This is a genomic window from Lentzea flaviverrucosa, assembly GCF_003350445.1.
GTDB lineage: Bacteria > Actinomycetota > Actinomycetes > Mycobacteriales > Pseudonocardiaceae > Lentzea > Lentzea californiensis.
In genome coordinates, this window is record NZ_QQAU01000001.1 from 891,102 (window position 1) to 916,484 (window position 25,383).

Below are 25,383 nucleotides of genomic sequence, written 5' to 3' on the forward strand. Positions count from 1 at the left end.
GGCCGCGGTGATCGCGCTACGGTCGTTCGGTGGACATCGATGCTCTTCGCGCACAAGCAGCTGATCTGCACGCGAAAGCACGAGAGTCACCCACAGCCGAGGCTGCGCAAGCCGCTGTGGAGACAGCGCGCCTCGTGGTGCTGCACAGCCCGCCGGACGACATGCGCGTGGAGGACCTCTGGTTCCTCGGCTGGGCGCTCATCACGTGGTGGAACGCCGGCGGCGACGATGGCCTCTTCGACGAGGCCATCGCGATGTTCCGCGTCGTCGCGGGCCTTCCGGGTTCGCGCAGGAGCGCGGTGCCGGCGATGGTCTCCGCGTGGGGCATGCGCGCGGAGCGGGACCCGTCGCGGGCCGTGCTGGACGCCGCGCTCGCCGAGGTGAGCACGTACGCCGGCGAGTTCCCCGAGGCGGCGGAGGAAGAAGCGAACCTGCTCGTCCGGCGCTACACCGTCGCGAACAGCCCGTCCGACCTCAACGAGGCGATCGCGAAGCTGACCGCGCAGGCGGGGCGCCCCTCGGCGGATCCGCGGAGGACCCGGTGGCTGCTGAGCAGCATGCTGCGCATCAGGTACGAGTCCTTCCAGCGCGTCGACGACCTGGTCCTGGCGATCGGCCTGGCGGCCGAGGTGATGCTGGAGGACGACGAGGAGGCGAGGCTGGAGTCGGGCGCGCTGCTCGCGAACTGCCTGCAGAGCCTGCCTGACACGCCCGGCGCGGCCGCGGACGCCGTGACAGCGCTGTCCGGCGCGTTGCGGGAGAAGGGTGATCAGCGGTTCCACCAGGAACTGGTCGCCGTGATCGTGACGAGCCGGTACAAGGCGACCGGGAAGCCGAGTCTGCTCAGGGTGTTGTTCGGCCTCTACACCGAGGCCCGGTACGAGGACGCGAGCGGACTCTTCGCGCGGGAGATCGTGCTCGAATGGGCCGGCCACCGGCAGGAGCGGTACGCCCCGCTCGACCTCTCCGACGACGAGATGATCCTTCTCCTCGGTCTGTGCGCGCACGCGATCCGGACGCACACGGCCTTCGGTGATCTCGTGAACTTCCTGACGGGACAGCTCCTGCTGATCGCGGGGGTGTGGAGCTCGGGGGCCGAGCTGCCGGCGGACGTGCTGAAGCGGGCCGCCGAGATCATCGAGCCGGTGGTCGACGCCGTGCCCGCGAACAACCGCAAGGCGTTGCTCGCGACTCTGTCGGAGTTGCACCTCAAGTACCTGAACCGGGTGGCGGAACCCGGTGACGGAAGGGCTTACGTCGAGGTGAACCGGAGGCTCGCCGCCGATGGCGATCGCGGCGGCCTCTTGATGCTCGCGAACGCACTGCTCTCCAACTACCGGCGGGCCGGTGCCGATGCCGATCTGGACGAGGCCGTCCGGCTCCTGGACGAGACCGGTCCCCAGGACTACGCCGACTGCCTGCTCCACGCGAGAGCACTGCTGATGCGGCTGGCCCGCGACCAGGACCCCGCGGACTGGTTCGCGGCCTTGCGACTGATGGACGAGCCAGAGGCCCAGATCCCCGGCAACCCCAGGATCCGCCAGGGTTTCGGCGAGCTGGTGAACCAACTGGCCGAGACCGCGGACACGGACGGCTCGCCACTGCCTCCCGAGATCGTGCGGCAGCTGTGCGGACTGTGCGAACGGGCGGTGCTGGTCGTCGACGACGAGCACCTGTTCGAGAAGCTCCGGTACCTGGCCGGTGAGTTGCGCCAGGAACTGTCCGAACCGCCACCGGCCGACGACGACCACGGGAAGTGGATGCTCGCCCGGTCCCTGGCCGGCACGCACGGGGACGACGTCCCCATGAGCGACCTCGACCGTGCGATCCGGCTGATGGAGGACCTGCTCTCGACGGGAACGGGCCGGCACTTCCGCGCCCAGCTCCTCAACGACCTGGCAGGCGCGCACATCGCGCGGTTCGCGAAGGCGGGGGACAGAGCGGATCTCGACAGGTCGGTCACGGTGATGCGCGAGGCGGTGCGGCTCAAGCCGGACGACGCGCTGATGCTCGCGAACCTGTCGCACAAGCTCACGGAACGGTTCGAGGCCCTCGGCAGCAAGGCCGACCTCGACGAGGCTCTGGCGCTCAGCGAACGAGCCAGGGATCGGCTGGGCGACGACGACACGGGGGTGGCGTTCGTCGTCCACAACGGGCTGGCCGGCCTCTACCGCAAGCGGTCCGTCTTCACCACCGACCCGGTGGACCTCGACCTGGCTCTCGCCGCACTGCGCGCGGCGCTCGGGGCGCTGCCCGACGAGCACCCGGACCGGGTGATGGCCCAGCACAACCTCGGCTCGTTCCTGCTCTACCGGACGATCCAGGGGCAGAGCTCGGACCCGGAGGAGATAGTGGGGCTGATCAGCGCCGCGCTGGAGGCCACTCCCGCCGGGCACCCGGCGAGGACCGGCCGGAGGATGTCACTCGCACAGGCACTTCTCCACCGGTCCGACACGTCCTCCGCGCGCCGGGACGACGAGGCCGAAGCCCTGCGGATCATGCGGGAGCAGCTGGCGGAGTACGGCGCGAACGAACCGAGGCGGTTCGGCGCGGCCTTCGTCCTCGCCACCGCGCTGCTGAGCCGGACGGACTCGCTGGCCGAGGCGGCGCGGTTGCTCCAGGAGGTCGTTCGCGCGCCGCAGGCTCCGGCGGAGACCCGGCTCAACGCCGGAGTGAGCTGGGCGGTGATGACGGAACGCGCCGGCTCCCCCGCCGAGGCGATCGGCGCCTGGGACGAGGTCGTCCGGTTGCTCAGCCACGTCGCCTGGCAGGGGTTGCCGCGCAGTGACCAGGAGCGGTTCCTGGTGCAGTACCAGCACCACGTCGCCCGCGCGGCCACGTTCGCGATCCACGCGGGTGACGCGCGTGGTGCTCTCGGCCTGCTCGAGCACGGCCGGTCGATCCTGTGGCAGCAGGAGGGCTCGGCCGATCCGGAACTGGGTGCGGGCGAGTGGGCGGTGGTGCTCACCGCCCACGGCGAGTCCGGGCACGCGCTCATCGTCGGCCGCGACGGCGTTCAGGCGGTCGGGCTTCCCGGTTTGACGGCGCCCGAGATCGACCGGTGGTGCGGTGCCATGGAGGCCGCGACGAACGCGCTCGGTTCCGCTGACCGGGGGATCTACGCCGAGGCCCAGCAGGCGGCCTCCGCTGTCCTCGACCGGTTGTGGCACGTGGTCGTCGCACCCGTGCTCGCGGCGCTGCCCGAGGGCAGGCCGAGGCTGTTCTGGTGTCCTACCGGACCGTTGGCGTCGATGCCGTTGCACGCCGCGACCGACGCCACGAGCGGGCAGTGCTGTCTCGACCTGGCGGTCTCGTCGTACGTGCCCAGTCTGAGATCTCTCGCGGCGGCGCTCGCCCGTCGTGGTGGCGGGCAGACGATCGAGGAGTTCCTCACCATCGCGGTCGACGACCACCCCGACGAGAAGCTGGCGCTCGTCCACGTCAAGGCCGAGGTCTCCACCGTCGAACGGTTGCTGCCGGGCGCGCGGCACAAGGCGTTGCTGAACCTGCAGGCCACTCGCGCGGCCGCGGCGGCCGAGCTCGCCCGGCACCGGTTCGTCCACGTCTCCTGCCACGGCGCGCACGACCCGAACGCCCCGTCGGGCAGCGGCATCGTGCTGGCCGACGGAGTGCTGAGCGTGCTGGACATCGCGAAGGTGCGCACCGAGGACGCCCAGTTCGCGTACCTGTCGGCGTGCCGGACGGCGATGGGGGCGCCGGAGCTGTCCGACGAGTCGATCCACCTCGGCGCCGCGTTGTTCCTCGCGGGCTTCCGGCAGGTCGTCGGCACTCTGTGGGCCGTGGGCGACCAGCTGGCCGCCAAGATCGCGGAAGCGTTCTACCGCAAGGTGGTGGTGTCGGGGCCGGACGCCGCGGCGACCGCCATCGGTGAGGTCGCGCTTCTCGTCCGTGCGCAGCGCAAGGCAGAACCGTTGCTGTGGGCCGGATACGTCCACATCGGCGCCTAGAGTCGTTACAGACCCTGGGGTCAGCCGCCCGGAGTCACGATCCCTCTCTCGTAGGCGAACACCACGGCGTGCGTGCGGTCGCGCAGGCCGAGCTTGGTGAGCACGCGCGACACGTGCGTCTTGACGGTGGTCTCCCCCAGGAACAACGTCGCGGCGATCTCCGCGTTCGACGCGCCCTTGGCCAGTTCCACCAGCACCTCGAACTCGCGGTCGGTGAGTTCGGGCGGCCGGGTGCGCTCCCTCGGTGCCGTGCTGAAGCGCGCGATCACCCGCCGGGTGACCTCGGGCGAGAGCAACGCGTCCCCGCGTGCGACGACCCGCACGGACTCCACCAGGTCTTCCGGGGAGGCGTTCTTGAGCAGGAAGCCGCTCGCGCCCGCCTGCAGCGCCTCGAAGAGGTAGTCCTCGCGGTCGAACGTGGTCAATATGACGACGCGAGTTCCGTGACCTGCGGAAAGGATCTGACGGGTGGCTTCCAGGCCGTCCATGCGCGGCATCTGGACGTCCATCAGCACGACGTCGGGGCGCAGCTCGGCGACGAGTGCCACTGCCTCGGCACCGTCGCCCGCCTCACCGACCACCTCGATCCCGGGCTCGGTGCCGAGGATGACCCGGAACCCGGCGCGGACCAGGTCCTGGTCGTCGGCCAGCACTACTCGCAGACTCACGCCTTCTCCTCCAACAAGGTCGGCAGCGACGCACGGACCAGGAAGCCCGCCTCGCGCCGTGGCCCTACTTCCAGCGAACCTCCGTGCACGGCAAGACGTTCGCGCATCCCGACGAGACCGAATCCTGAGCTCGTGGAGGTCGAACGGCCACGGCCGTCATCGGTGATTTCCAGCTCCAGCGCGCTTTCCAGGAACCGCATCCGCACGTCGACGTGCTGCGCGTCGGCGTGCTTCACCACGTTCGTCAGTGCCTCCTGCACGACCCGATACGCCGACAACGCGACACCGGACGGCACCTCGCGTGCGTCGCCGTACACACCGTGCGAGACCTCGAGGCCGGCCGCGCGGGCGCTCTCGAACAGCTCCGGCAGGTCGTCGAGACCGGGCGCCGCTTTCAGGTCGGGCTCCGCGTCCGCGCGCAGCACACCCAGCAGGCCGCGCAGTTCGCTGATCGCGGTGCGGGCGGTCTGCTCGACGGTCTGCAGGGCGTCGCGGGCCAGGGCGGGGTCGGAGTCGAGGACGCGGCGCGCGGCACCGGCCTGGATGCCCATCACGGACACGTGGTGCGCGACGACGTCGTGCAGGTCGCGGGCGATGCGCATGCGTTCGGCCGCGATGGCGCCACGGGTGTTCTGCTCCTGCGAGCGGCGCAGTTCCTCGGCCTGGAACTCCAGCTGCGCCCGGCGCCGGGCACCCGACCAGGCCATCTCCCCCACCACGTAGGCGAGCAGGAAGAAGAAGATGTTGAACTCCAGTCCGTAGAGGACGGAGGCGAGCACCGGGTCCATCGGCCCGGCGGCGTCCTCGAAGTCCCCCTTCGGCCCGAGCAGGGCACGCACGAGGCTGAACCCGAGCCACAGGAACATCGCGGTGATCACGCCGATGCGCGACCAGCGCGCGAAGCGGCGGTTCTGCTCCCAGGCGCCGACCGTGTAGATCGCGAGGAACAGGATCGCGGACGGCACCAGGGTGTCGCCGGCCCGGTTCACCTGCGCGGCGATGAACAACGCGGACACCACGAGCATCACGGCGAGCGGGTACCGGCGGCGCACCACCAGCGGCACGGACAGCACCAACATCCACAGCACCTGTGCCAGCAGGCCCGGAGGGTTCTGGAAGACGTACGCGCCCATGCTGTTGACCAGCACCGTGACCTCGACCGCGCACAGCAGCACGATCACGGCGATGCCGATGTCGCGCCGCCGTTGCCCCGCGGTCGGGCCGGGCCGCCGCCACTCGTTCCACACGGGCTCTTCCACGCGATGAAGGTACCTGTCGCGTGTTTCCGGGGACCGGGACGTGATCTACCGTTGACCGATGGACCTCAGCCTGACCGTGCTCGGGTGCGCGACGCCGTACCCGAGCACGGACAACCCGTGCTCGGGGCTACCTGGTGTCGCACGGCGACACTCGCGTGTGGATGGACGCAGGCACCGGCACGCTGGGCCCGTTGCAGCGCCACACGCGGCTGGAGGACCTGGACGCGATCTGGATCTCGCACCTGCACGCGATCTGGATCTCGCACCTGCACGCGGACCACAGCGCGGACCTGCTCACGGCCTACTACGCGCTGCTCTTCGCGGACGTCGAACGCGACCCGGTCCCTTTGTACGGCCCGCCGGGCATCGTTGACCGTCCCGCCGGACTCCTCGCCGTTGTACGGCCCACCGGGCTCCTCGCCGACGAGCGCGGTCCACGGCGTGATCGAGTCAGCAGTTGAGAACACCAGGCTGCGTGTGGCGGTCGAGCCCTGTGCGGCTCGATGCGCCCCAGCCCGCGCGCGGTCGAGCACGACGTCTCGCGTTCGAGGTGTGGGCCGAACCGGACGCGGCGACGACGTATCCGGTGGCGCCATCGCCATGTCTGGTTCTCGCGATCACGGCGATGCCCAGTGCTCCCCCGCGCGATTCCTCCTGACGCAACGCCAGAACCCCGGATTTGGTTCCCGCGCTGTCCACAGGCTACCCGGAACCGGGATAACACCAGGTCAACGTTCTGTCAGCCTGTGGACAACTCGCGATCAAGCTCAGCGGGCCATCCGCAGCGGCCCGGCACGCGGGAAAGTCGGCCACGCCGAGCCACGCGGGGGGAAAAGTCGGCCACGCCGAGCCACGCGGGGGAAGTCGGCCACGCCGAACCGGGCACGACGGTCAAAGTTGGTTGATGCGGACCAGGTTGCCGGCCGGGTCGCGGAACGAGCAGTCGCGCACGCCCCACGGCTGGTCCTCGGGCTCCTGCAGCACCTCGCCCACGCCGGACGACTCGACCCACGCCTTGGCGCGGTCGAACGTGCCCTGCAGGTCCTTCGAGGCGAGCGAGATCGCGGTGTAGACGCCCTTCGCCATGAGGACCGCGATCGTGCGGCGTTCCTCGTCGCTCACGCCGGGGTCGGCGGCGGGCGGGTGCAGCACGATGCCGGTCTGCGGCTGGCCGGGCGGCCCGACGGTGATCCAGCGCATGGTGCCCTTGCCGACGTCCTGGCGGACCTCGAAGCCCAGCGCGTCGCGGAAGAAGCCGAGGGACTTCTCGGGGTCGTCTGCCGGCAGGAACGCCGAGGCGATGATGACTGACATGGCGGTCAACCTAATCGGACGGACCGGCCGCCGCTTCTCGATTCCTGATCGGCCTCATCACGGCCTTGGCCAGGCAGTTCGGGATGCCCTGACCGTCGGTGGCCGCGACTTTGCGGTACTGGCTCGGGGACATGCCGACCAGTTCGGAGAAGCGGGTGCTGAACGTGCCGAGCGACGTGCAGCCGACCTCGAAGCAGATGTCGGTCACGGACATGTCGCCCCGGCGCAGCAACGTCATGGCCCGCTCGATGCGGCGGGTCATGAGGTAGCTGTAGGGCGACTCGCCGAAGGCCGCGCGGAACGCGCGCGAGAGGTGGCCCGCGGACAGGTGCACGCCGCGGGCCAGCGCCGCGACGTCGAGCGGCTGCCGGTACTCGCGGTCGATCCGGTCGCGGACCTTGCGGAGCAGCACCAGCTCCTGCAGGCGCGGGTCTTGGGCGGTCACGATGAACAGCCTAAGCCCCGCGCCTGACAGATCCCTGACTTCTACGACGGACTAGCAGGCACCCTGGTCGCGCCAGACGCCCCACTCACCCGTGGTTCCGGGCTCCTCGTTCTGCGTCCACCACTGGGCCCTCCACTTGCGGCCCTTGTGCGACACCTCGTTGCCACCGTTGTAGACCTTGCCGCTCTCCCAGGCGGGCAGCGCGCACGTCGGCGGCTTCGTCGTGGTGGTCGTGGTCGTCGTCGTGGTGGTCGTCGTGGTCGAGGTGGTCGTGGACGTGGTGGTGGAGGTCGGCGGGTTGCCGCCACCGATGCGCGGGTGGTCCGCGCTGATCGCGTAGGACTGGCCGCCGAACGTGAACACGAAGTTCGACGGCGTCGAGATCGGCAGCTGGTAGCTGACGGTCACCTCGATCGACGCGCCCGGTGCGAGCGACTGCCACGACGGCAGCGTGAGCTCCGCCTTCTGGAAGTCGCCCTTCAGGCCCCCGACGTTGGACCCGCTGTGCCCCTTCGAGACGACCTTCAGGCCGAAGCCCGACTGGTCGCCCATGCTGCCCGGCGCGCTGGTGCCGTAGTCGAACGCGATCTTCGTGCCACCGGGGATGGTGACGGTCGAGCGGTTGGTGAACTTGATCTTCGGCGTGATGGGGTAGTTGTTGTCGCCCAGCGCGAAGCCGTGGACGTCCACGTCGACCGCGAGGGACTGGGTCTGCTGCGTCGAGGCCTTCAGGTTGCCGTAGGGCGCGGCACCGTTGAGGCCGGTGTTGATGGTCGACAGCAGCGTGTCACCGATGAAGTACTCGTTCTTCGCCGAGTCGAACTTGTAGTCGCCCGCGAGCTCCCAGATCATGATGCCGCCGAGGCCCTTGTCCTTGACGTACTTGGCCTTCTCCGCCATCGACTGCTCGGTCTCGGTGGAGAGGAACACCTTCTTGTCGTTGTTCCACAGCCACGGCGACTTCAGCGTCGAGTCGTAGTACGGCGTGTAGGTGCCGGTGAGGCGGTCGGTCGGGTCGTTGACCGGGTCGAGGCCGTACTGCGCGCCGTAGGAGCCGGTGATCTTGGCTTCCAGGTTCTTGGTGTGCCACAACGGGTTCACACCGGATGGAACCTCGGCGCCGCCCGCGGTGACGTCGTGCCAGATGTTGTCGATGCCGGCCGCGCCGTTGCCGCACGGCGTGGTCGAGCCGACCGACGACCCGGTGCCGGGCGGGCACTGCGACTGGTTCGGCAGCGGGGCCTTGCCCCACAGGCCGTTCGTGCCACCGGTGACGCCCTGCCAGCCGCGCGAGTAGAACGGCACGCCGATGTTGATGCGTCCGGCCTGCATGGCACCGCGGTAGTAGTGGTAGGACCAGTCGGTGTTGAGGTAGCCCATGCCCTCGTACTGCGGTGCCGTGTACACGCCACCGGCCGAGAGCTCGCCGTCCTTGCCGTCGTCGTAGAGCGCGGCGTTCGGGCCGACGAACTGGTTCCACGAACCGTGCAGGTCGTAGCTCATGACGTTCAGGTAGTCGAGGTACTTGACGACCTGGTACGCCTCCTGGCCGCGCAGCAGCCAGCCGGAGGCGGGCACGGCGGCGGTCAGCAGGTAGTGCTTGCCGTCGGCGGCACCGGCGCGGTCGAGCTTCTCGCGCAGCGTCTTCATGATCGCCTGGTAGCCGGCCCACAGCGTGCCGCGGTTGGCGTTGGAGATCCAGAAGTCGTCCGGGTTGCCGGCGTGGTTGTTCGACGTCGCGTACTCGTAGTCGATGTCAGCGCCGTTGAAGCCATACTTGCGCAGGAACTCCACGGTGCTGTCGGCGAACGTGTCGATCGCGGCCTGGTTCTGGCCGAGCTTGTAGAAGCCGCCCGAGGCGTTGCGCGAGCCGTCGGCGTTGAAGAAGCCACCGGTCTCCGCCCAGCCGCCGACCGAGATCAGCGTCTTGACGTTCGGGTTCTGCTTCTTGAGCTTCGTGAGCTGGTTGAAGTGCCCCTTGTAGGGCAGCGACGGGTCCATCTCTGCGCCGGGGACGCCCGGCCACTCCATGCCGATGGACGAGTTGTTCGCGTCGTTCGCGCCGACCGAGATCTTGTTCTGGGCGTCGATGTGCGCGAACGCGTAGTTCAGGTGCGTGACCTTGTTCCAGGGGATGTCCTTGGCGAGGTACCCGGGCTGACCGTTCTTGCCGGTCCGCCAGCTGGTGAAGTACCCGATGACACGTCTGGACTTGTCCCCCATGGTCTCGCGGCCGGCGGTGTCGTAGACGGTGCAGTACGGCACCTCGACGCCCGGCGTCTTGTACAGCCCGTCCGGCCGGCAGTCCTCGTGGGCTGCGGCTGCGGACGGTGCATTGGTCACGGCTATCACGGTCCCGGCTAGCAGAGCTAGCACCGGGACCACTCTGGCGAGCAGTCGCAAGGGAAGGACCTCCTGGCTAGGGCGGCGGCCACTGCCGGGAACGGTAAAATGGTCCAGACCTTTGAGTCAATGTTTAGATCACTGACAACGTCTGTCAGGGTTTGCCGCCAAGCTCCCGTGACATGAGCTCAAGCGACTTCGACTTCCTGCACGGACGGTGGCGGGTGGCCAACCGCAAGATCGCCGACATCATCGGGCGCGGCACCGAGTGGACCGAGTTCGAGGCATCGGCCGAGGCCAGACCGCTGCTCGGCGGCGGGGCGATCATCGACAGCTTCTTCGCCGACGGCTGGGAGGGCATGACCCTGCGCCAGTACGACCCCGCCGCCGACGTCTGGCGCATCTGGTGGGCCTCCACCCGCGCCCCCGGCCACCTCGACCCGCCGCTGGAGGGCCGGTTCACCGACGGGCACGGGGTGTTCCTCGGCGACGACGAGGTCGGCGGGCACGCGGTGAAGGTGCGCTTCGACTGGACGCCCGGCGACGAGCCCGTCTGGGAGCAGCGGTTCTCCTACGACGGTGGCGAGACCTGGGAACCGAACTGGGTCATGCGGTTCACCCGCGCCTGAGCCGGTCAGTGGTGGTGCTGGTGGACCACGGCGTGGCCCTTGCCGCGCGCGATCATCCAGCGGTTCACCGGCACCGTCACCACGAACGCGACGGCCAGCGAGAACGCCAGCGCCGCCCAGAAGACCCAGTTCCCCAGGCCCGAGTCCATCGCGCCGGGCACGAGCAGCATGACCGCGTTGTCGACGATCTCCATGACCGCGATCGACACGGTGTCCGCCGCCAGCGCCACGCCGAGCGCCGCCTTGAACGCGAGGCCCGAACGCAGCACCGGGCGGATCGTCAGCGAGTAGCCGAACACGAACGCGAGCACCACGGCCAGCACGATCGTGGCGAGGTTGCTCCAGCCCAGCGCCGTGCCGATGACCATGCCGAGCACCTCGCCGATCGCGCAGCCGGTGAGGCAGTGCAGCGTCGCGGAGATCGCCTGCTTGGTCAGACTCGCGGGAGTGTGGTGGTCCATGCCGTCGGACAATACCCCTAGGGGGTACCCGTATCAAGGCCGTTCACAGTAGGGTGGTCGGCATGACGAGGCGCCGGCTCACCCAGTGGGTGTTGCTGTGCGCGCTCGTCTTCGCCGTCGTCGGAATGCACCACGTGGCCGCCGCGGAGTCCCCGCACGCCGGGCACGCGGTCTCCCACCAGCAGGAACAACCACCGCACGAGCACGACCTGCTGCACCTGTGCCTCGCGGTCCTGGCTGCCGCCGCCGTGGTCGTGCTGGGCTGGTTCCTGGTGCGGACGGCACTCCCCCGGCTCGTGGCGCTGCCCGGTGAAGCGCCGCCGAGCACACCCGCGCGTCCGCCACCGGGCGGAAGACAGCTCCTGACGACTCTCTGCGTGCTGCGGAACTGAGTTCATCAGTCCACTCGGCACTGTCCACACACGCAGAGAGAAGAAGAATCCCGTGAAGAAGTCCCTCATCGGGGCTGTCGTCGGCATGCTCGTTCTGAGCGCCTGCGGCAGTCCCGCGAACACCGCTGCCGACGTCGAGTTCGCGCAGGGCATGGTCCCGCACCACGAGCAGGCGCTGGACATGGCGAAGCTCGTGCCGTCCCGCAGCGGCAACAACGAGGTCCGCGAACTCGCCCAGCGCATCGAGAAGGCGCAGGGGCCGGAGATCTCCCGGATGAACGAGTGGCTCGACCGGTGGGGCGCTAAGCAGGAGCACCAGGGCCACGACATGGCCGGGATGATGAGCGATGACGACATGGCGGAGCTGGAGAAGTCCAGCGGCGCCGAGTTCGACCGGCTGTGGCTGGAGATGATGATCAAGCACCACGAGGGTGCCGTCGAGATGGCGAGGACCGAGCTCGCCGAGGGCCAGGACGAGGGCGCCAGGAAGCTCGCCCAGGAGATCATCGACGGTCAGCAGAAGGAGATCGCCGAGATGAAGGCCCTGCTCGGTTAGCCGATCTGGGTCAGCGCGAGCCCGCCGGCCATCAGCAGGGCGCACGCCAGGCCGTGCACGACGGGGTTGCGCACCAGGAGCGCCACGAACTCCCGCAGGAACGCGCTGGGCACGAAGTACCAGGCCGTCGGCGCGCCGATGACCTGCAAGCGCAGGCCCTGCTTGCGGGAGAGCACGGCGGTGCGGAACACGTGGTAGTTGTTCGTGACCGCGACGACCCGGCCGTTGAGGCCTCGCTCGGCGAGCAACGCCTTGCTGTAGCGGAGGTTCTCCTCGGTCGTGGTCGCCTGGTCCTCCAGGACGATGTCGTCGTCCGGCACGCCGCGTTCGAGCAGGTACTCGCTCATGGCGAACGCCTCGGACACCTGCTCGTCCGAACCCTGCCCGCCCGACACCACGATCACCGGTGACCGGCCGGCCTCGCGGTCGCGGTGGTAGAGCCGCATCGCGCGGTCGAGCCGGTTCGCCAGCAGTCGCGGCACCTGGTCCCCGATCAGGCCTGCACCGAGCACGACGATGCCGTCGAACCCGTGGCGGCGGCCGGTGCGGCCGTAGATCACCGAGTACAGCAGCAGGCTCACGAACAGGAACGCGATGTACGCGGACACCAGGAACAACCCGATCGCGGAGCCGCGGATCCAGTCGTTGGGCTGGGAGATGCCCCACACGAAGTAGACCATCTCGCCGAGCAGGGCCAGGCCCGCGAGCAACGACAACAGGTTGCCCAGCGAGCGGCCCTCCCGGCGGACCATGACCAGGCCGTTGGCCAGCAACGCGAGCGGGAGCAGCAGCAGGCCCAGCACCGCCAGCACGAACGCGAGGAACAGCGGCAGGCTCAGCACCGGGTTGTCCCGCCCGGCCTCCGCCAGCAGCAGGAGCGCCATCACCAACGCGATGCCGAGCCAGACGGCGTTGCTCAGCCTCCGCCGGTCGCGGAACACGCCGACGACGAAGAACATGGCGGGGATGAGGAAGAGCAGCCCGGCTAGCACCGGGCAAGGGTAGTACCGGTGATCACTCGGTGCTGTCGGTGCTCTCGGGTTGCGGCGCGGGCTTCGGACGGGGCCTCAAGCGGACCGCGCCCGCCGTGAGGTCGAGCGGTCCGGTCTCCTCGTAGTCCTCGCCCGTGCCCGCGTCCGTCGCCTCGCGGCGGACCTTGGGGCCGGGGAACAACTCGCCCAACTGTCCCATGCACCCGACCCTACTCTCAGAACAGGACGACGAGCAGCAGGATCACGGCGAGCACGGCGGCGACCACGATCCACATCGAACCCTGCGGCCTGCGGTAGTGGCGGCGGACCGTCGTGGACCCGAACCAGCTGTAGGGGCGGCTGCGGCGGTGCTGGCGAACCCAGGGCATCTCGTCCTCCTCGGAAAGTGGCTGTCAGCCGTGGGATACCCGGGTTCCCGACCGATCCACTACTCCGGCCAGCCCAATCTCGGCCATCTCCTGGTCGCCGATGTCGTTGCCGTGCAGGACTTCGTGCCACGGTCCGAGTTGGTGCCAGATCAAGGCCCTCTCCCGCAGGTCCCGCGTGACGCCGTAGGTCTCGGCGAGGGCACGGGCGAACTCGGGCGGCGTGCAGTGCAGCGCCCACGCGAGGTCGATGGCGGCGTCGCCGACGTGCAGGTCGCCGAAGTCGATCACGCCGGTCAGCACGCCGTCGCGGCCCAGCACGTGCTCGGGACCGAGGTCGCCGTGGACGAGCGTGTCGGCGGGCAGGCCGTCGAGCCGGGCGAGCAGTTCCTCGGCGCCGGGTACGCGCACCTCGGCCCGGAAGCGTTCGATCGGGAGCTGCCGCGGGCCGGCGCCCCGTCCGACGGCCTCGGCGACGGGTGCGGCGTGCAGGGCGAGCAGGAACTCGCCCAGCTGACGGCCCTGGACCGCGTTGAGCGCGTGCTGCTCCTCCCCCGGCACCAGTTCGTGCCGCACGACCACCGGCGCCTCGGACACGACCACGGGTACCGGGACGGGCAGCGGCAGCAGGGGCGCGAGCCACGGCATGACCACCGACTCGCGCAGGAGCTGCGGCCCGATCTCCGGACGGCGCGGCCGCCGTTCCACCCAGCGTCCGCCGACCAGGACGGCCGTGCTGTCCCAGCCTTCACCGAGGTACGTCATCCGCCCAGTCTCACCGGTGACACCCGCACACCCGAAACGACTTCCCCGGCTGAGCTGGAATGGACCGGGCAGAATCCCCGGGGTGGCCGCCACCGTCTCCTCCAAGCTGCTGTCGCTGCTCGGCACCTTCGACAGCCGGCACCGCCGCCAGACCCTGAGCGACATCGCGCGGCGCAGCGGGCTGCCGGTCAGCACCACCCACCGGCTGCTCGCGGAACTGGCGGCGTGGGGCGCGGTGCGGCGGCTGGACTCCGGTGAGTACGTGATCGGCAGGCGGATCTGGCGGCTCGGGCTGCTGGCCGTCGGCGAGGTGGACCTGAGCCGGGTCGCGGAGCCGTTCCTGCACGACATCCACGCGGCAACGCGTGCCGTGGTGCACCTGGCCGTGCGGGAGGGGACCGAGGTGCTCTACCTCGACCGGGTCTCCGGGCACGCGTCGGTGCCGATCGTGAGCACCACCGGGAGCCGGTTGCCGTTGCACGCGACCGGGGTCGGGAAGGTGTTGCTCGCGCACGCCCCGAAGGAGGTGCAGGAGCAGGTGCTCGTGCACGGGCTGACGCGCATCACGGCGTTCACGGTCACGGAACCCGGCCGTATGCGGGCCCAGTTGCACCGGGTTCGGCGCGACGGGTACGCGCAGACGTTCGAGGAGATGACGCTCGGGGCGTGCAGCGTGGGCGTGCCGGTCGAGGTGGACGGGCACGTCGTCGCCGCGCTGGGGATCGTGGTGCCCGACCTGCGCAACGTGCGGGCCCGGCTGGTCGCGGCGTTGCAGGTGGCGGCTCGGGGGATCGCCCGGATGCTGGAGCCCAGTTTCCATCCACCGGAAGCCGGGCTTGGTTGATCAGGTGGTCTGCCGCTTGAATCCCTGACCGTGGCAAGCGAAAAACGTGAGCTCCTCATCGGCGGCGACAGCGTTCCGGCGCTGGACGGCCGCACCACCGACGACCTCAACCCCTTCACCGGCGAGGTCTACGCCGTCGTCGCGGCGGCCGGCCCCGCGGACGTCACGCGGGCCGTCGACGCGGCCGAGCGGGCGTTCGCCGGGTGGGCGGCGACGTCGCCGTCCGTGAAACGCGGGATCCTGCTGCGGGCCGCGGACGGGCTGGAGGCCAGGACGGCCGAGGTCGTGGCCCTGATGGCCGCCGAGGTCGGCGGCGTCGGCGGGTGGGCCGGGTTCAACGTCGTGCTCGCGGCGAACGTCCTGCGCGAGGCGGCCGCGGCGGTCACCCAGCCCGTCGGCGAGGTGCTGACGACGGAGGTGCCCGGTCAGCTGTCGCTCGCGGTGCGGGAACCGCTCGGGGTCGTCGCGGCGTTCGCTCCGTGGAACGCGCCGGTCATCCTGAGCACGCGGGCCGTGGCCGCGCCGATCGCCGCCGGGAACACCGTCGTGCTCAAGCCCAGCGAGGACGCGCCGATCGCGGCCGGGCTGCTGATCGCCGACGTGCTGCGCGAGGCCGGGCTGCCGGCGGGCGTGCTCAACGTCGTCACGAACGCCCCGGAGGACGCCGCCGCGGTCGCCGAGGCGCTGATCACCGACTCCCGCGTGCGCGCCGTGAACTTCACCGGTTCCACCGAGGTCGGCAGGATCGTCGGAACCCTTGCCGCGCAGCACCTCAAGCCCGCCGTGCTGGAGCTCGGCGGCAAGAACTCGTTGCTGGTGCTCGACGACGCCGACCTCGACCACGCGGTGAACGCGGCGACGTTCGGCGCGTTCCACAACGCGGGCCAGATCTGCATGTCGACCGACCGCATCCTGGTGCACCGCGCCGTGGCCGAGGAGTTCACCGCGAAGCTCGCGGCCAAGGTCGGTTCGCTGCCGCACGGCGACCCCGCCGACCCCGGCACCGTGATCGGCCCCGTGATCACCCCACGAGCGGCCGCACGAGTCGCCGCCCTGGTGGAGGACGCGGTCGCGAACGGCGCCACCGTCCGCGCGGGCGGCAACGGCGGCGCGACCGTGCTCGACGGCGTCACGCCGCAGATGCGGGTGTTCCAGGAGGAGATCTTCGGCCCGGCCGTCGTCGTCGTGACCGTCGCGGACGACGACGAGGCCGTGGCGATCGCGAACGACACCGAGCACGGCCTCACCGCGGGCATCCTCACCGAGGACTCCCGGCGCGGACTCGGTCTCGCGCAACGCATCCGCACCGGCATCGTGCACGTCGGCAACCAGACGGTGGACGACGAGCCGCAGGCGCCGTTCGGTGGCGTGAAGTCCAGCGGGTACGGCAGGTTCGGTGGCCGCTGGGGCATCGAGGCGTTCTCCGCGACGCGCTGGGTGACGATCGCCAGCGAGCACGGCCACTTCCCGTTCTAGGAGCTCAGGCCGGCTTCGTGGGCCACGATGGCCGCCTGGACGCGGTTCTCCGCGCCCAGGCGGCCCAGGATCGCGCTCACATGCCCCTTCACCGTGCCTTCGACCAGTTGGAGGCGCCGGGCGATCTGCGCGTTCGACAGCCCCTCGCCGAGCAACGCCAGCACGTCGCGTTCCCGCGCGGTCAGCGACTCCACCTGCGTCCGCGCGTGCCCGACCCGGCCGCCGCGGAACCGCGTGATCATCCTGGCCGCCACCTTGGGCGCCAGGTAGGCGCCGCCGGACGCGAGCGCGTGCACCCCGGCGATCAGCTCGCGCGGATCCCCCGACTTCAGCAGGAATCCGCGTGCGCCGCCGTCCAGCGCCCGTTCGAGGTAGCCGTCGTCGTTGAACGTCGTCAGCATCGCCACGCCGAAGCCGAGCCGGGCCAGTTCGCGGGCCGCCTCCAGGCCGTCGAGGCGGGGCATCCGGACGTCCACCAGCACGACGTCGGGCCGGTGCTTCAGCGCCAGGTCGATCGCCTCGCGGCCGTCCGCCGCCTCCGCGACGACCGAGAGTTCGGGATCGGCGCCGAGGATGGCGCGCACACCCGCGCGCACCAGCACCTCGTCGTCCGCGAGCAGAACCCGGATCACAGCTCCCCCGTGTGCGGCACCGTCGCGACCAGCTCGAACCGGCCCTCGTCGCGGCTGACCCGGAGCGTACCGCCGGCGATCCGCACCCGTTCCCGCAACGCGACGAGCCCGAGCCGGCTGCCCGCGCCCCGGCGCAGCCCCGCCTCGTTCGCCACCTCCACCACGGTGCTGCCCTCCCCCGACGCCACCTTCACCCGCACGACGGACTTCGGCGCGTGCTTGGCGGCGTTCGTCAGCGCTTCCTGCACCACCCGGTGCACCGTCCGTTCCACAGTGGACGGCAGATCACCGTCCACTGTGAACTCGACCCGCATCCCGGACGCCACGGCGCGGTCCACGAGGTCCCGCAGGTCGGCCGTCGCGTGCGGTTCGCCGTCGCGCAGCAGGAACACCAGCGCCGACAGCCGTTCGGTGGCGTCGGAGGCGGTCACCCGGAGCTGCGCCGCAGCCGCCTGGTGCTCGGCGGGCAGGGTCATCTCCAGCGCGCCCGCCTGCAGGGCCAGCAGGCTGAGCTCGTGGCCCAGCGTGTCGTGGACCTCGTGCGCGATCCGGGTGCGTTCGCGCAGGTGAGCGGCCTCCACCTCGGCGGCGGCCAGCGCTGCCTGCTGCCCGGCGACCCGGCCGAGGAACCACGGCAGCGCCACCGCCAGCCCCACGACGATCAACTGCGTGAACCCGATGAACCCCGCCGCGGCGAACATGATCGCGGGCCAGCCGGGCGCCATCCTCCTGCCGAGCAGGAAGGCGGCGACGAACAGCCCCGCGCACACCACGATCGTCCACGGCGGCACGTTGTCCTGCATGAAGTACGACGTGCCGAACGCGGCGGCCACGCAGACCCCGAGCGCCACGACCCTCATCGCACCCACCTCACGACCGCCAGGCTCAGGTTCATCGCGCTGGACACGCCCAACCACGCCACGAGCGGCAGAGAATAGTGCGCCAGCTGGAAGAACGTGATGTCGCGCCCGCCCCCGTACAGCAGTCCGAGCAGCGTGGGCAACGCCAGCAGCACGCCCAGCGGCACCAACCTGAACACCTGCCAAGCCTTGTGGAACCTCCGAGGCCGCCGCAACGCGCGCACCCCCAGCCCGACGGAGAGGAGCGTGAGCCCGGCCAGCACGAGATCGGTCAGCAGCCGGTACGACTTCGGCTCCGGCGGCGTCCTGCCCTCGACGACGTCGGCGATCCCGTTCTCCAGCTCGTACGTGCCCTCGTTGCCGAGCGTGAACCCGCTGTTGGACATGACCGCGATCCCGTACCCCGACGACGTCAGCAGCTGCCCGGCCGTGCCCGTGAACCAGATGCCGTTGTGCCGCAACCTGCCTTGCTGATCGGCTCTCCAGCCCATCCCGTCCTGCGGCTGGAGCCTCGGTTGCGCAGCCAGCCACTTCCCCATGTCCGCCGCCGTGCTGATCACCCCGTCCGAGCCGGTGACGAACCGGTCGGGCTCGGTCAGCGGCACCGAGAACCCGTAGGCGTACCCGTACCCCTTGCGGTAGTCCGGCGGCAGATCCCGTGGCGTCACGTCGATCGCCACGGTGTCCTTCATGTCCAACGGCTCGAAGACGTGCTTCTTCAGGTACGCGTTGAAGTTCTCGCCCGAAGCCTGCTCGACCAGCCGCGCGAGCAGGTGGTAGTTGGTGTTGGTGTACCGGAACTCGTCGTCGGGCACGGCGTTCCGAAGAGCCTCCCGAGCGCGTTCCACGGCCCCTGCCGCGTTCTCGGGCTGGGGCAGGCTCTTCTCGGCCAGCGTCCGGTCGCTGATCCCCGACTTGTGCGCGAGCAGCTGCCTCGGCGTGACCCGGGAGTCGAACACCGGCCGGTCGAGGTCGATCTTGCCGGCGTCCGCGAGCTGCCGGACCGCGAGCGCCGTGAACGACTTGCTGACCGACGCGATCGTCATCTTCGAGTGCTCGGTGATCGGCGTGCCGGACGAGTCGTGGCCGAAGCCCTGAACGGAGATCACCTGGTCCCCCTTGGTGATCGCGACGGCGACGCCCGGCAGGGACGCCTCCCCCGTGTACGTGGACACCAGCAGCGTGAGTGCTGCACCCCAGATGTTCATGGGGAGAACGTATGGATCGGCGCGGGGAGAGACCCGACCTGAAAGACACGGTGGCCCCCTGACGAAAGTCAGGGATCATAGTCGGGATGGGGCGCAGCGAAGCAGATCGCGCCACAGGCGGCAGTTCCAAGCAGTTCGACGCCCCTGAAGGCCGACGCGACCTGCGCGCCTACCTCTTCCGCCTCGAACAGGGCCGCCACCCGCACACCGGCGAACCACTCCCGCGGCTCTGAACGCACCGAGGCCCCCAGACCACGAAGGTCGGGGGGCCTCGGAACAACGGGATCAGTGACCCGCGGCCATCTCCGCCGCCAGCCGGTCGTCACCGCTCGTCTCCTTGAGCGGCTTCTCCTTGATGAACGCCACCGCGAGCAGCGCCAGCACCGCGAACGGCGCGCCCACCAGGAAGATCTCCGCGGTCGCCGTCGCGTAGATGTCGGCGATCACGGCCTTGATCTCCGGCGGCAGCACCGAGATGTCCGGCACGTTCCCCTCGCCGCCGGTGAGGCCTCCCATCGGGCCGAACTTCTCGGCCGCGAGCGACGAGACCTTGTTGGCCAGCACGGCGCCCAGTGCCGAGACGCCGATCGCGCCGCCCAGTGAGCGGAAGAACGTCAGCGTGGACGTGGTGGCGCCGAGGTCCTTGGCCGGCACGTCGTTCTGCGCCGCGAGGACCAGGTTCTGCATCATCAGGCCGACGCCGACGCCGAGCACGAACATGTGCACGGACACCATGAACACCGTGGTCTGCGCGGTGATCGTTGACAGCAGCAGCATGCCGCCGACCATGAACACGCCGCCGGCTACCAGGAACGCCTTCCACTTGCCGAACTTCGTGATCAGCTGACCGGCCACGGTGGACGAGATGAGCAGGCCGAAGATCAGCGGCAGGCCCAGCAGGCCGGCCTGGGTCGGCGTCTTGCCGAGCGAGAGCTGGAAGTACTGCGAGAGGAAGACCGTGCCGCCGAACATCGCGATGCCGACCAGGGCACTGGCGAGGGTCGTCAGCGAGACGGTGCGGTTGCGGAAGATCGACAGCGGCACAATCGGGTCGTGCGCGGTGGCCTCGACGCGGACGGCCGCCACGAGGAGCAGCACGCCCAGCGACACCAGGCCGGCGGTCCAGCCCGACGCCCACTCGAACTTCTGCCCGGCCAGCGACGACCAGATCAGCAGCGTCGAGACGCCGGAGACGATCAGGAACGCGCCCAGGTAGTCGATCTTCGTCTTCTCGTTGCGCACGACCGGGAGGCGCAGCGTGCGCTGCAGCATGTAGATCGCGGCGAGGGTGAACGGGATGCCGATGAAGAAGCACCAGCGCCAGCCGAGCCACGAGGTGTCGACCAGGACGCCGCCGATCAGCGGGCCCGCGACGGTGCCGACGCCGAACACGGCACCGAACATGCCGGAGTACTTGCCGAGCTCGCGCGGCGGGATCATCGCGGCCATCACGATCGTCGCGAGCGCCGTGACGCCGCCGGCGCCCAGGCCCTGCACGACGCGGCTGACGATGAGCATCTCGACGTTCTGCGAGAAGCCCGCGATCAGCGAGCCGACGACGAACAGGCTCAGCGACGCCTGGATCAGCAGCTTGCGGCTGTAGAGGTCGGCGAGCTTGCCCCACAACGGCACGGTCGCGGTCATCGCGAGCAGCTCGGCCGTCACGATCCACGCGAAGATCGACTGCGAGCCCTTGAGCTCGGCGACGATGCGCGGCAGCGCGTTCGACACGACGGTGCCGGCGAGGATGGCCACGAACATGCCGAGCATCAGGCCCCACATGGCCTGGACGACTTCGCGTTTGCTGTGGACCGGTGTCGGTTCTGCCTCGATGCTCATGATCCCCCTTCGTGACGACGTGGTGTGTGAGCCAGCCCGGTGCCGAACAGGTCGAGTGCCTCGGTGACGAGCTCACCCAGCGCGACGCTGTCGTCGCGTGCCCAGCGCGTCACCGCGCAGCGGAACGCGGCGCTCCCGGCGGCGACGAGCAGGCGCGGGTACGCGTGGGACTCGGGCAGCCCTGCCCGCCGTCCCACCGCGTCCGAGAGCAACTGCTCCGACTCTGCGCTGTTCGCGAACGCGCGGACCAGCAGGTCCGGCCGCTGCATCAGGACTTCCTTGCGCAGCAGCCACAGGTCGCGGGCGTTGTTCAGCTCGTCCGTGATCTCCGCGAGCACCGACGACCGGTACGCCTCGAACGGCGTGACGGTGTCGGGGAAGGCGAGGATGCGCTCGGCCATGCGCGGGCCCGCCTCGGGGTCCGCGCCGATGAGCGCCTCGTCCTTGCTCGCGAAGTAGTTGAAGAAGGTGCGCACCGAGACGTCGGCCTCGGCGGCGATCTCCTCCACGGTGACGTGGTCGTAGCCCCTCTCGGCGGCGAGACGCACGGTCGCCCGTTCGAGCGCGGCACGGGTGCGGCGCTTCTTGCGGTCGCGCAGGCTCTCCCCCGGCTGGTTCACGGGGCAAGAGTACAGGATCGTTTTGCAGTCACTGCAACTTTGCAGTGTGTGAACTACAACTCTCGCGGTAGCTATGACCAGGGACTCTTCGGTCGCTCCTGTAGCTCACCGTCGACGAAGAGGTCGACCTTCTCACTGAAGAAGCACGCCATTCCAGCGATTTTCTGACTCTCGGGCAGGGGCGACCGGTAGATCCAGACGAGGTCGTCGTGGGTCACGCCGTTCACCTCCACCGACCAGTACGCGGCGGTGCCCTTGTACGGGCACTGCGTCTGTGTGCCCGACGGCCTGAGCAGATCGAACCGGACGTCGCTCAAAGGCAGGTAGTAGCGCGGTGGAAGGGTCGTCTCGAACAGGATCCGCGGCTGCGACGACGCCGCCAGCGTCACCCCGTCCAGTGCGACCCGCACGTGCCGTGAGCTGCTCAGGACGTCGACGCGCTTGTACGGGTCGCGCGGGTGGACGTAGATCGGCTCGTCCTCTTCGAGCCACTCGTCCATGGCCGCGAAGTCGAGCCGGACGAGGTCGCGCAACCGCGCCGAGTCCGGGTATGTCACCGCCGCGCCCGAGGCCGTGCCGCCGGGTGTGACGACGTCGTGGACCACGCCGTCGCCCCTGGTCTCCCCCGTCGCCCTGAGCTCGGCGCGGACCGAGGCCAGGGGCAGGTAGTAGGCCGGGTAGTGCGGAATCTCCCAGACCAGTCGCGGCGCGGTCGCGTCCGCGACCAGTTCGCCACCGAAGTACGCACGGACCCGCTTCGCCGAGGTCTCCACTCGCAAGTCGCCCATGCACCCATGTCACCACGGGACGAGCGTGCGGGCTTCCCGGACGTCAGGCGTTGCCGTCGAAGAGGCTCGTCACCGAGCCGTCCTCGAAGACCTCCTGGATCGCCCGGGCCAGCAGTGGCGCGATGCTCAGCACGGTCAGGCCGGGGAACCGCTTCCCCGGCGGGATCGGCAGGGTGTCGGTGAGGATCACCTCGCGCGCCTTGCTCGCGATGAGCCGGTCGTGGGCGTCGCCGGACAGCACCCCGTGCGTCGCCACGAGGACGACGTCCTTCGCGCCCTGCTCCAGCAGCTGCCGGGCCGCCGTCGTGCTCGTCAGCGCCGTGTCGATCATGTCGTCGACCACGACGCAGGTGCGGCCCTCGACGTCACCGACGACGCGGTTGGCCACGACCTCGTTGGGACGCAACGGATCGCGCGTCTTGTGGATGAACGCGATCGGGCAGCCGCCGAGCAGGTCGGCCCACTTCTCGGCGAGCCTGGTGCGGCCGGCGTCCGGCGAGACGATCGTGAGGTCCTCGCCCCGGTAACGGCTGCCGACGTGGTCGCAGAGCAGCCACATGGCGTGCAGGTGGTCGACCGGGCCGTCGAAGAAGCCTTGCGCCTGCGCGGTGTGCAGGTCGACCGTGACGATGCGGTCCGCACCGGCGGTCCTGAGCATGTCCGCGACCAGGCGGGCCGACACGGGTTCGCGGCCGGCGTACTTGCGGTCCTGGCGCGCGTACGGATAGGACGGCACGACCGCGGTGATGCGCTTGGCCGAGGCGCGTTTCAGCGCGTCGACCATCAGCAGCTGCTCCATCAGCGAGTCGTTGACCGGCGCGCTGTGGCTCTGCACGACGAACGCGTCCGCGCCACGCACCGACTCCTCGAACCGGACGAAGATCTCGCCGTTCGCGAAGTCGTAGGCGGCCTGCGGGGTGATGGCGATGCCCAGGTACTTCGCCACGGCCTCGGCGAGTTCCGGGTGCGCCCTGCCGGTGAGGAGGATGAGCTGCCGCTTGGCGATGCCGGGCTTGCCGCTGACCATCACACGCTCCACGCTCGTCCGGCCCCGGGCCGATCGTTCAGCATGGCCGCGAGATCACGCAACCGAACGTCCGTCCGCTGAGATTCCACGTTGCCGGTCATCACACGTTAACTCGATCGAGGGCACCCACAGGGGGTCATGTAGCAGGACCGAGGTCCCACGCTGGGTAGAGATAGGGAGAACCCGATTCACCTCTTGGGGTACGACTGGTGTGATTCCTTGATCGGCGTCCTTGAGGCCTCAACGACCATCCCTACGCTCCTTTCATGCCCGACAGCCAGGACGCACCCGCGGCCACAGCGCAGACCCCGCCGACGAGCCCGATCGTGATGGGCACGCCCATCCACGACCAGATCGCCGATCACCTAGGAGTTCGCCAAAAGCATCGACGCTCCGACTGAGCGCGGCTAGGAACGCTCCATGCGTTCCTCCGTGCTCGGCGCCGTGGTGGCGCTCCTGGCCGCACTCACGCCCGCGGCCCAGGCCGCGCCTCCCGCTCCGCTGATCGCCTGGACGGCGTGCGCACCCGCACGCCCCGGTTTCGAGTGCGCCACGTTCACGGTGCCGCTCGACCACGACGAACCGCGCGGCGCGACCACGACGGTGGCGTTGACGCGCAAACCCGCCGCCGATCAGGCAGGGCGCATCGGGTCGTTGCTCTTCAACCCCGGCGGGCCCGGCGCGTCGGGCATCGACTACGTGCACGCGTGGGGCGAGAAGATGTCGGCCGGGGTGCACGGCCGGTTCGACGTCGTGGGCTTCGACCCGCGCGGCATCGGCCGCTCGAACCCGTTGCGCTGCTTCGCGTCCGAACAGGAGCGTGTGGAGTTCCTGGCCGCGGGGCCGATCTTCCCGTACGAGCCGGTGCAGGAACGGCCGTTCTTCGACCGGTACCGCTCGCTGGCGGCGAAGTGCGACCAGCCGATAGCCCGGCACATGAGCACCGCTGACGTGGTGCGCGACCTCGACCTGCTGCGGCGCGCGCTCGGCGACCGCAAGCTCACCTACTTCGGCACCTCGTACGGCTCGTACATCGGCACGACCTACGCGAACATGTTCCCTGGCAACGTCCGTGCCCTCGCGATCGACGGCGTGCTGGACCCCGAGCTCTGGTCGAGCGGGCGGCAGGTCGAGGCAGACCGGACCGCCACGGCGGAGGTGCTCGACGAGTTCTTCCGGCTCTGCGACGAGGCCTCGTGCGCCTTCGGGCCGAACTCGAAGCAGCGGTGGCGGGCACTGCTGGAGTCGGTGCGCGCCCAGCCGGTCACGCTCGGGACCGAGGTGTGGACCTACGACGAGGTGATCGCGTGGGCGCTGTTCGCCGGGTTCGCCTCGGAGGGCTGGACGGACGTCGCCGCCGTGCTGGACCAGCTCGCTGACGCCTCCGAAGCGGGCCTGTCCACGGCGGCGGCGCCGGACTACGACAACTTCTTCGACGCCAACCTCGGCACCATGTGCGCGGACACCGAGTTCCCGCGCACGTTCGGCGCGTACCGGGCGGTGTCCCGTTACGCCGCAGCGGGTTCGGATTTCGGTCCCTACTGGTGGTGGAGCAACAGCGCCTGCGCGGACTGGCCCGCCAGCCCCGACCGCTACGCCGGACCGTGGCGGGCCCGCACGTCCGCGCCGGTTCTGGTGGTGGGCAACCGGTTCGACGGATCCACCGGCTTCCGGGGCGCGCAGGCCGTCGCGCGGCAGCTGCCGAACAGCCGCCTGCTGGAGTACGCGGGCTGGGGGCACATCGCGTACCGGCGCAGCCAGTGCGCGATCGACCACATCCACTCCTACCTGCTCCACGGTTCGCTGCCGCCCGTGGGAACGGTGTGCGCGGCGAACCCGAACCCGTTCCTCGACAGCGCGTCCCAACTGGCCGGTCACGACTTTCGGCGGTCGACGGGGCCGGTCGCGAGCAGGTAGGAAGAGCGCTTCTGC

At 70.0% G+C, this 25,383-nt stretch carries 26 protein-coding genes; 9 read left to right on the top strand and 17 right to left on the bottom strand.

Annotated features, from left to right (window positions below; all coding sequences use genetic code 11):
• The first annotated feature begins 116 nt into the window (after positions 1 to 116).
• Positions 117 to 3,968 (top strand): CHAT domain-containing protein, encoded by a 3,852-nt coding sequence (locus DFR72_RS03985; RefSeq protein ID WP_090063984.1) that lies wholly within the window; start codon positions 117 to 119, stop codon positions 3,966 to 3,968.
• Positions 3,969 to 3,988: 20 nt separating this feature from the next.
• Here the strand turns inward: DFR72_RS03985 and DFR72_RS03990 are convergent, their stop codons facing one another.
• Both DFR72_RS03990 and DFR72_RS03995 read right to left on the bottom strand, forming a co-directional pair.
• Entirely contained in the window at positions 3,989 to 4,636 is a 648-nt protein-coding gene (locus DFR72_RS03990) for a response regulator (RefSeq protein ID WP_090063983.1), read from the bottom strand.
• Positions 4,633 to 5,895 (bottom strand): sensor histidine kinase, encoded by a 1,263-nt coding sequence (locus DFR72_RS03995; RefSeq protein ID WP_245982495.1) that lies wholly within the window; start codon positions 5,893 to 5,895, stop codon positions 4,633 to 4,635. The genes DFR72_RS03990 and DFR72_RS03995 overlap by 4 nt, the downstream gene beginning before the upstream one ends.
• Before the next feature lie 161 nt (positions 5,896 to 6,056).
• Between DFR72_RS03995 and DFR72_RS04000 the strand changes: the two genes are divergently transcribed.
• On the top strand, positions 6,057 to 6,356 hold the full coding sequence (locus DFR72_RS04000; RefSeq protein ID WP_211335292.1) for an MBL fold metallo-hydrolase: 300 nt from the start codon (positions 6,057 to 6,059) through the stop codon (positions 6,354 to 6,356).
• Positions 6,357 to 6,786: 430 nt separating this feature from the next.
• On the opposite strand, the gene DFR72_RS04005 is transcribed toward DFR72_RS04000, so the two are convergent.
• The 3 genes from DFR72_RS04005 to DFR72_RS04015 are packed head-to-tail and all read right to left on the bottom strand — an operon-like array spanning position 6,787 to position 9,997.
• Entirely contained in the window at positions 6,787 to 7,209 is a 423-nt protein-coding gene (locus DFR72_RS04005; protein WP_090064530.1) for a VOC family protein, read from the bottom strand.
• Between the two features lie 10 nt (positions 7,210 to 7,219).
• Positions 7,220 to 7,654 (bottom strand): helix-turn-helix transcriptional regulator, encoded by a 435-nt coding sequence (locus tag DFR72_RS04010; protein WP_245982496.1) that lies wholly within the window; start codon positions 7,652 to 7,654, stop codon positions 7,220 to 7,222.
• A gap of 51 nt (positions 7,655 to 7,705) precedes the next feature.
• A complete protein-coding gene (locus DFR72_RS04015) occupies positions 7,706 to 9,997 on the bottom strand; it encodes a glycosyl hydrolase family 18 protein (RefSeq protein ID WP_245982498.1) in 2,292 nt (763 codons plus the stop codon).
• A 182-nt stretch (positions 9,998 to 10,179) separates the two neighbouring features.
• Here DFR72_RS04015 and DFR72_RS04020 point away from each other — a divergent pair, with 182 nt between their 5' ends.
• Positions 10,180 to 10,626, top strand: coding sequence for a hypothetical protein (locus DFR72_RS04020; RefSeq protein WP_090063981.1), 447 nt, complete (start codon positions 10,180 to 10,182; stop codon positions 10,624 to 10,626).
• 5 nt (positions 10,627 to 10,631) lie between these two features.
• Here DFR72_RS04020 and DFR72_RS04025 read toward each other — a convergent pair whose 3' ends face one another.
• Positions 10,632 to 11,087, bottom strand: a complete 456-nt coding sequence (locus DFR72_RS04025; protein WP_090063980.1) for a DUF4396 domain-containing protein — start codon at positions 11,085 to 11,087, stop codon at positions 10,632 to 10,634.
• Between the two features lie 62 nt (positions 11,088 to 11,149).
• On the opposite strand from DFR72_RS04025, the gene DFR72_RS04030 reads away from it, so the two are divergent.
• Both DFR72_RS04030 and DFR72_RS04035 read left to right on the top strand, forming a co-directional pair.
• Positions 11,150 to 11,479, top strand: a complete 330-nt coding sequence (locus DFR72_RS04030) for a hypothetical protein (protein ID WP_245982499.1) — start codon at positions 11,150 to 11,152, stop codon at positions 11,477 to 11,479.
• A gap of 52 nt (positions 11,480 to 11,531) precedes the next feature.
• Positions 11,532 to 12,035 (top strand): DUF305 domain-containing protein, encoded by a 504-nt coding sequence (locus DFR72_RS04035; RefSeq protein ID WP_245982500.1) that lies wholly within the window; start codon positions 11,532 to 11,534, stop codon positions 12,033 to 12,035.
• Here DFR72_RS04035 and DFR72_RS04040 read toward each other — a convergent pair.
• From DFR72_RS04040 to DFR72_RS04045, 4 genes are read right to left on the bottom strand one after another with little or no spacing between them, the layout of a single operon-like run.
• On the bottom strand, positions 12,032 to 13,027 hold the full coding sequence (locus DFR72_RS04040) for a YdcF family protein (RefSeq protein WP_090063979.1): 996 nt from the start codon (positions 13,025 to 13,027) through the stop codon (positions 12,032 to 12,034). The two genes, DFR72_RS04035 and DFR72_RS04040, sit on opposite strands and share 4 nt — an antisense overlap.
• Before the next feature lie 22 nt (positions 13,028 to 13,049).
• On the bottom strand, positions 13,050 to 13,226 hold the full coding sequence (locus tag DFR72_RS45340) for a hypothetical protein (RefSeq protein ID WP_170176114.1): 177 nt from the start codon (positions 13,224 to 13,226) through the stop codon (positions 13,050 to 13,052).
• A 16-nt stretch (positions 13,227 to 13,242) separates the two neighbouring features.
• Positions 13,243 to 13,395: a hypothetical protein gene (locus DFR72_RS45345; RefSeq protein WP_170176115.1), complete on the bottom strand. Its 153-nt coding sequence runs from the start codon at positions 13,393 to 13,395 to the stop codon at positions 13,243 to 13,245.
• Between the two features lie 24 nt (positions 13,396 to 13,419).
• Entirely contained in the window at positions 13,420 to 14,157 is a 738-nt protein-coding gene (locus DFR72_RS04045) for a phosphotransferase (RefSeq protein ID WP_090063978.1), read from the bottom strand.
• An 82-nt stretch (positions 14,158 to 14,239) separates the two neighbouring features.
• On the opposite strand from DFR72_RS04045, the gene DFR72_RS04050 reads away from it, so the two are divergent.
• Together DFR72_RS04050 and DFR72_RS04055 are read left to right on the top strand one after the other, a co-directional pair.
• Positions 14,240 to 15,001, top strand: a complete 762-nt coding sequence (locus DFR72_RS04050) for an IclR family transcriptional regulator (protein ID WP_090063977.1) — start codon at positions 14,240 to 14,242, stop codon at positions 14,999 to 15,001.
• A 30-nt stretch (positions 15,002 to 15,031) separates the two neighbouring features.
• Complete coding sequence (locus DFR72_RS04055) at positions 15,032 to 16,477, top strand: aldehyde dehydrogenase family protein (protein WP_211335293.1); 1,446 nt, start codon at positions 15,032 to 15,034, stop codon at positions 16,475 to 16,477.
• Here the strand turns inward: DFR72_RS04055 and DFR72_RS04060 are convergent.
• From DFR72_RS04060 to DFR72_RS04070, 3 genes are read right to left on the bottom strand one after another with little or no spacing between them, the layout of a single operon-like run.
• Positions 16,474 to 17,109 carry a response regulator gene (locus tag DFR72_RS04060; RefSeq protein WP_090063975.1) on the bottom strand — a complete coding sequence of 212 codons (636 nt, stop codon included), beginning with the start codon at positions 17,107 to 17,109 and terminating at the stop codon, positions 16,474 to 16,476. The genes DFR72_RS04055 and DFR72_RS04060 overlap by 4 nt on opposite strands.
• Entirely contained in the window at positions 17,106 to 17,969 is an 864-nt protein-coding gene (locus tag DFR72_RS04065; RefSeq protein ID WP_090064526.1) for a sensor histidine kinase, read from the bottom strand. Before DFR72_RS04065 ends, DFR72_RS04060 begins: the two co-directional genes overlap by 4 nt.
• A complete protein-coding gene (locus DFR72_RS04070; protein WP_090063974.1) occupies positions 17,966 to 19,177 on the bottom strand; it encodes a serine hydrolase domain-containing protein in 1,212 nt (403 codons plus the stop codon). The genes DFR72_RS04065 and DFR72_RS04070 overlap by 4 nt, the downstream gene beginning before the upstream one ends.
• Before the next feature lie 86 nt (positions 19,178 to 19,263).
• On the opposite strand from DFR72_RS04070, the gene DFR72_RS45350 reads away from it, so the two are divergent.
• On the top strand, positions 19,264 to 19,410 hold the full coding sequence (locus DFR72_RS45350; protein ID WP_170176116.1) for a hypothetical protein: 147 nt from the start codon (positions 19,264 to 19,266) through the stop codon (positions 19,408 to 19,410).
• Between the two features lie 52 nt (positions 19,411 to 19,462).
• Here the strand turns inward: DFR72_RS45350 and DFR72_RS04075 are convergent, their stop codons facing one another.
• The 4 genes from DFR72_RS04075 to DFR72_RS04090 all read right to left on the bottom strand — a co-directional run bounded on the left by DFR72_RS04075 (position 19,463) and on the right by DFR72_RS04090 (position 23,451).
• Positions 19,463 to 21,016, bottom strand: coding sequence for an MDR family MFS transporter (locus DFR72_RS04075; protein ID WP_090063973.1), 1,554 nt, complete (start codon positions 21,014 to 21,016; stop codon positions 19,463 to 19,465).
• Entirely contained in the window at positions 21,013 to 21,636 is a 624-nt protein-coding gene (locus DFR72_RS04080; protein ID WP_090063972.1) for a TetR/AcrR family transcriptional regulator, read from the bottom strand. Before DFR72_RS04080 ends, DFR72_RS04075 begins: the two co-directional genes overlap by 4 nt.
• A gap of 71 nt (positions 21,637 to 21,707) precedes the next feature.
• Positions 21,708 to 22,424: a DUF427 domain-containing protein gene (locus tag DFR72_RS04085; protein WP_090063971.1), complete on the bottom strand. Its 717-nt coding sequence runs from the start codon at positions 22,422 to 22,424 to the stop codon at positions 21,708 to 21,710.
• A 43-nt stretch (positions 22,425 to 22,467) separates the two neighbouring features.
• Positions 22,468 to 23,451 carry a ribose-phosphate diphosphokinase gene (locus DFR72_RS04090; protein ID WP_090063970.1) on the bottom strand — a complete coding sequence of 328 codons (984 nt, stop codon included), beginning with the start codon at positions 23,449 to 23,451 and terminating at the stop codon, positions 22,468 to 22,470.
• Positions 23,452 to 23,871: 420 nt separating this feature from the next.
• On the opposite strand from DFR72_RS04090, the gene DFR72_RS04095 reads away from it, so the two are divergent.
• Positions 23,872 to 25,368, top strand: a complete 1,497-nt coding sequence (locus DFR72_RS04095; RefSeq protein WP_090063969.1) for an alpha/beta hydrolase — start codon at positions 23,872 to 23,874, stop codon at positions 25,366 to 25,368.
• The last annotated feature ends 15 nt before the right edge of the window (positions 25,369 to 25,383 follow it).

Excerpts from the sequence above, each read along its gene's own strand:
- DFR72_RS04025 (WP_090063980.1), bottom strand. The coding sequence starts at position 11,087 with ATGGACCACCACACTCCCGCGAGTCTGACCAAGCAGGCGATCTCCGCG.
- DFR72_RS04000 (WP_211335292.1), top strand. The coding sequence starts at position 6,057 with ATGGACGCAGGCACCGGCACGCTGGGCCCGTTGCAGCGCCACACGCGG.
- DFR72_RS45345 (WP_170176115.1), bottom strand. The coding sequence starts at position 13,395 with ATGCCCTGGGTTCGCCAGCACCGCCGCAGCCGCCCCTACAGCTGGTTC.
- DFR72_RS04020 (WP_090063981.1), top strand. The coding sequence starts at position 10,180 with ATGAGCTCAAGCGACTTCGACTTCCTGCACGGACGGTGGCGGGTGGCC.
- DFR72_RS04090 (WP_090063970.1), bottom strand. The coding sequence starts at position 23,451 with ATGGTCAGCGGCAAGCCCGGCATCGCCAAGCGGCAGCTCATCCTCCTC.
- DFR72_RS04030 (WP_245982499.1), top strand. The coding sequence starts at position 11,150 with ATGACGAGGCGCCGGCTCACCCAGTGGGTGTTGCTGTGCGCGCTCGTC.
- DFR72_RS04075 (WP_090063973.1), bottom strand. The coding sequence starts at position 21,016 with ATGAGCATCGAGGCAGAACCGACACCGGTCCACAGCAAACGCGAAGTC.
- DFR72_RS04065 (WP_090064526.1), bottom strand. The coding sequence starts at position 17,969 with ATGAGGGTCGTGGCGCTCGGGGTCTGCGTGGCCGCCGCGTTCGGCACG.
- DFR72_RS45350 (WP_170176116.1), top strand. The coding sequence starts at position 19,264 with ATGGGGCGCAGCGAAGCAGATCGCGCCACAGGCGGCAGTTCCAAGCAG.
- DFR72_RS04070 (WP_090063974.1), bottom strand. The coding sequence starts at position 19,177 with ATGAACATCTGGGGTGCAGCACTCACGCTGCTGGTGTCCACGTACACG.
- DFR72_RS04085 (WP_090063971.1), bottom strand. The coding sequence starts at position 22,424 with ATGGGCGACTTGCGAGTGGAGACCTCGGCGAAGCGGGTCCGTGCGTAC.
- DFR72_RS45340 (WP_170176114.1), bottom strand. The coding sequence starts at position 13,226 with ATGGGACAGTTGGGCGAGTTGTTCCCCGGCCCCAAGGTCCGCCGCGAG.
- DFR72_RS04005 (WP_090064530.1), bottom strand. The coding sequence starts at position 7,209 with ATGTCAGTCATCATCGCCTCGGCGTTCCTGCCGGCAGACGACCCCGAG.
- DFR72_RS04095 (WP_090063969.1), top strand. The coding sequence starts at position 23,872 with ATGCGTTCCTCCGTGCTCGGCGCCGTGGTGGCGCTCCTGGCCGCACTC.
- DFR72_RS04045 (WP_090063978.1), bottom strand. The coding sequence starts at position 14,157 with ATGACGTACCTCGGTGAAGGCTGGGACAGCACGGCCGTCCTGGTCGGC.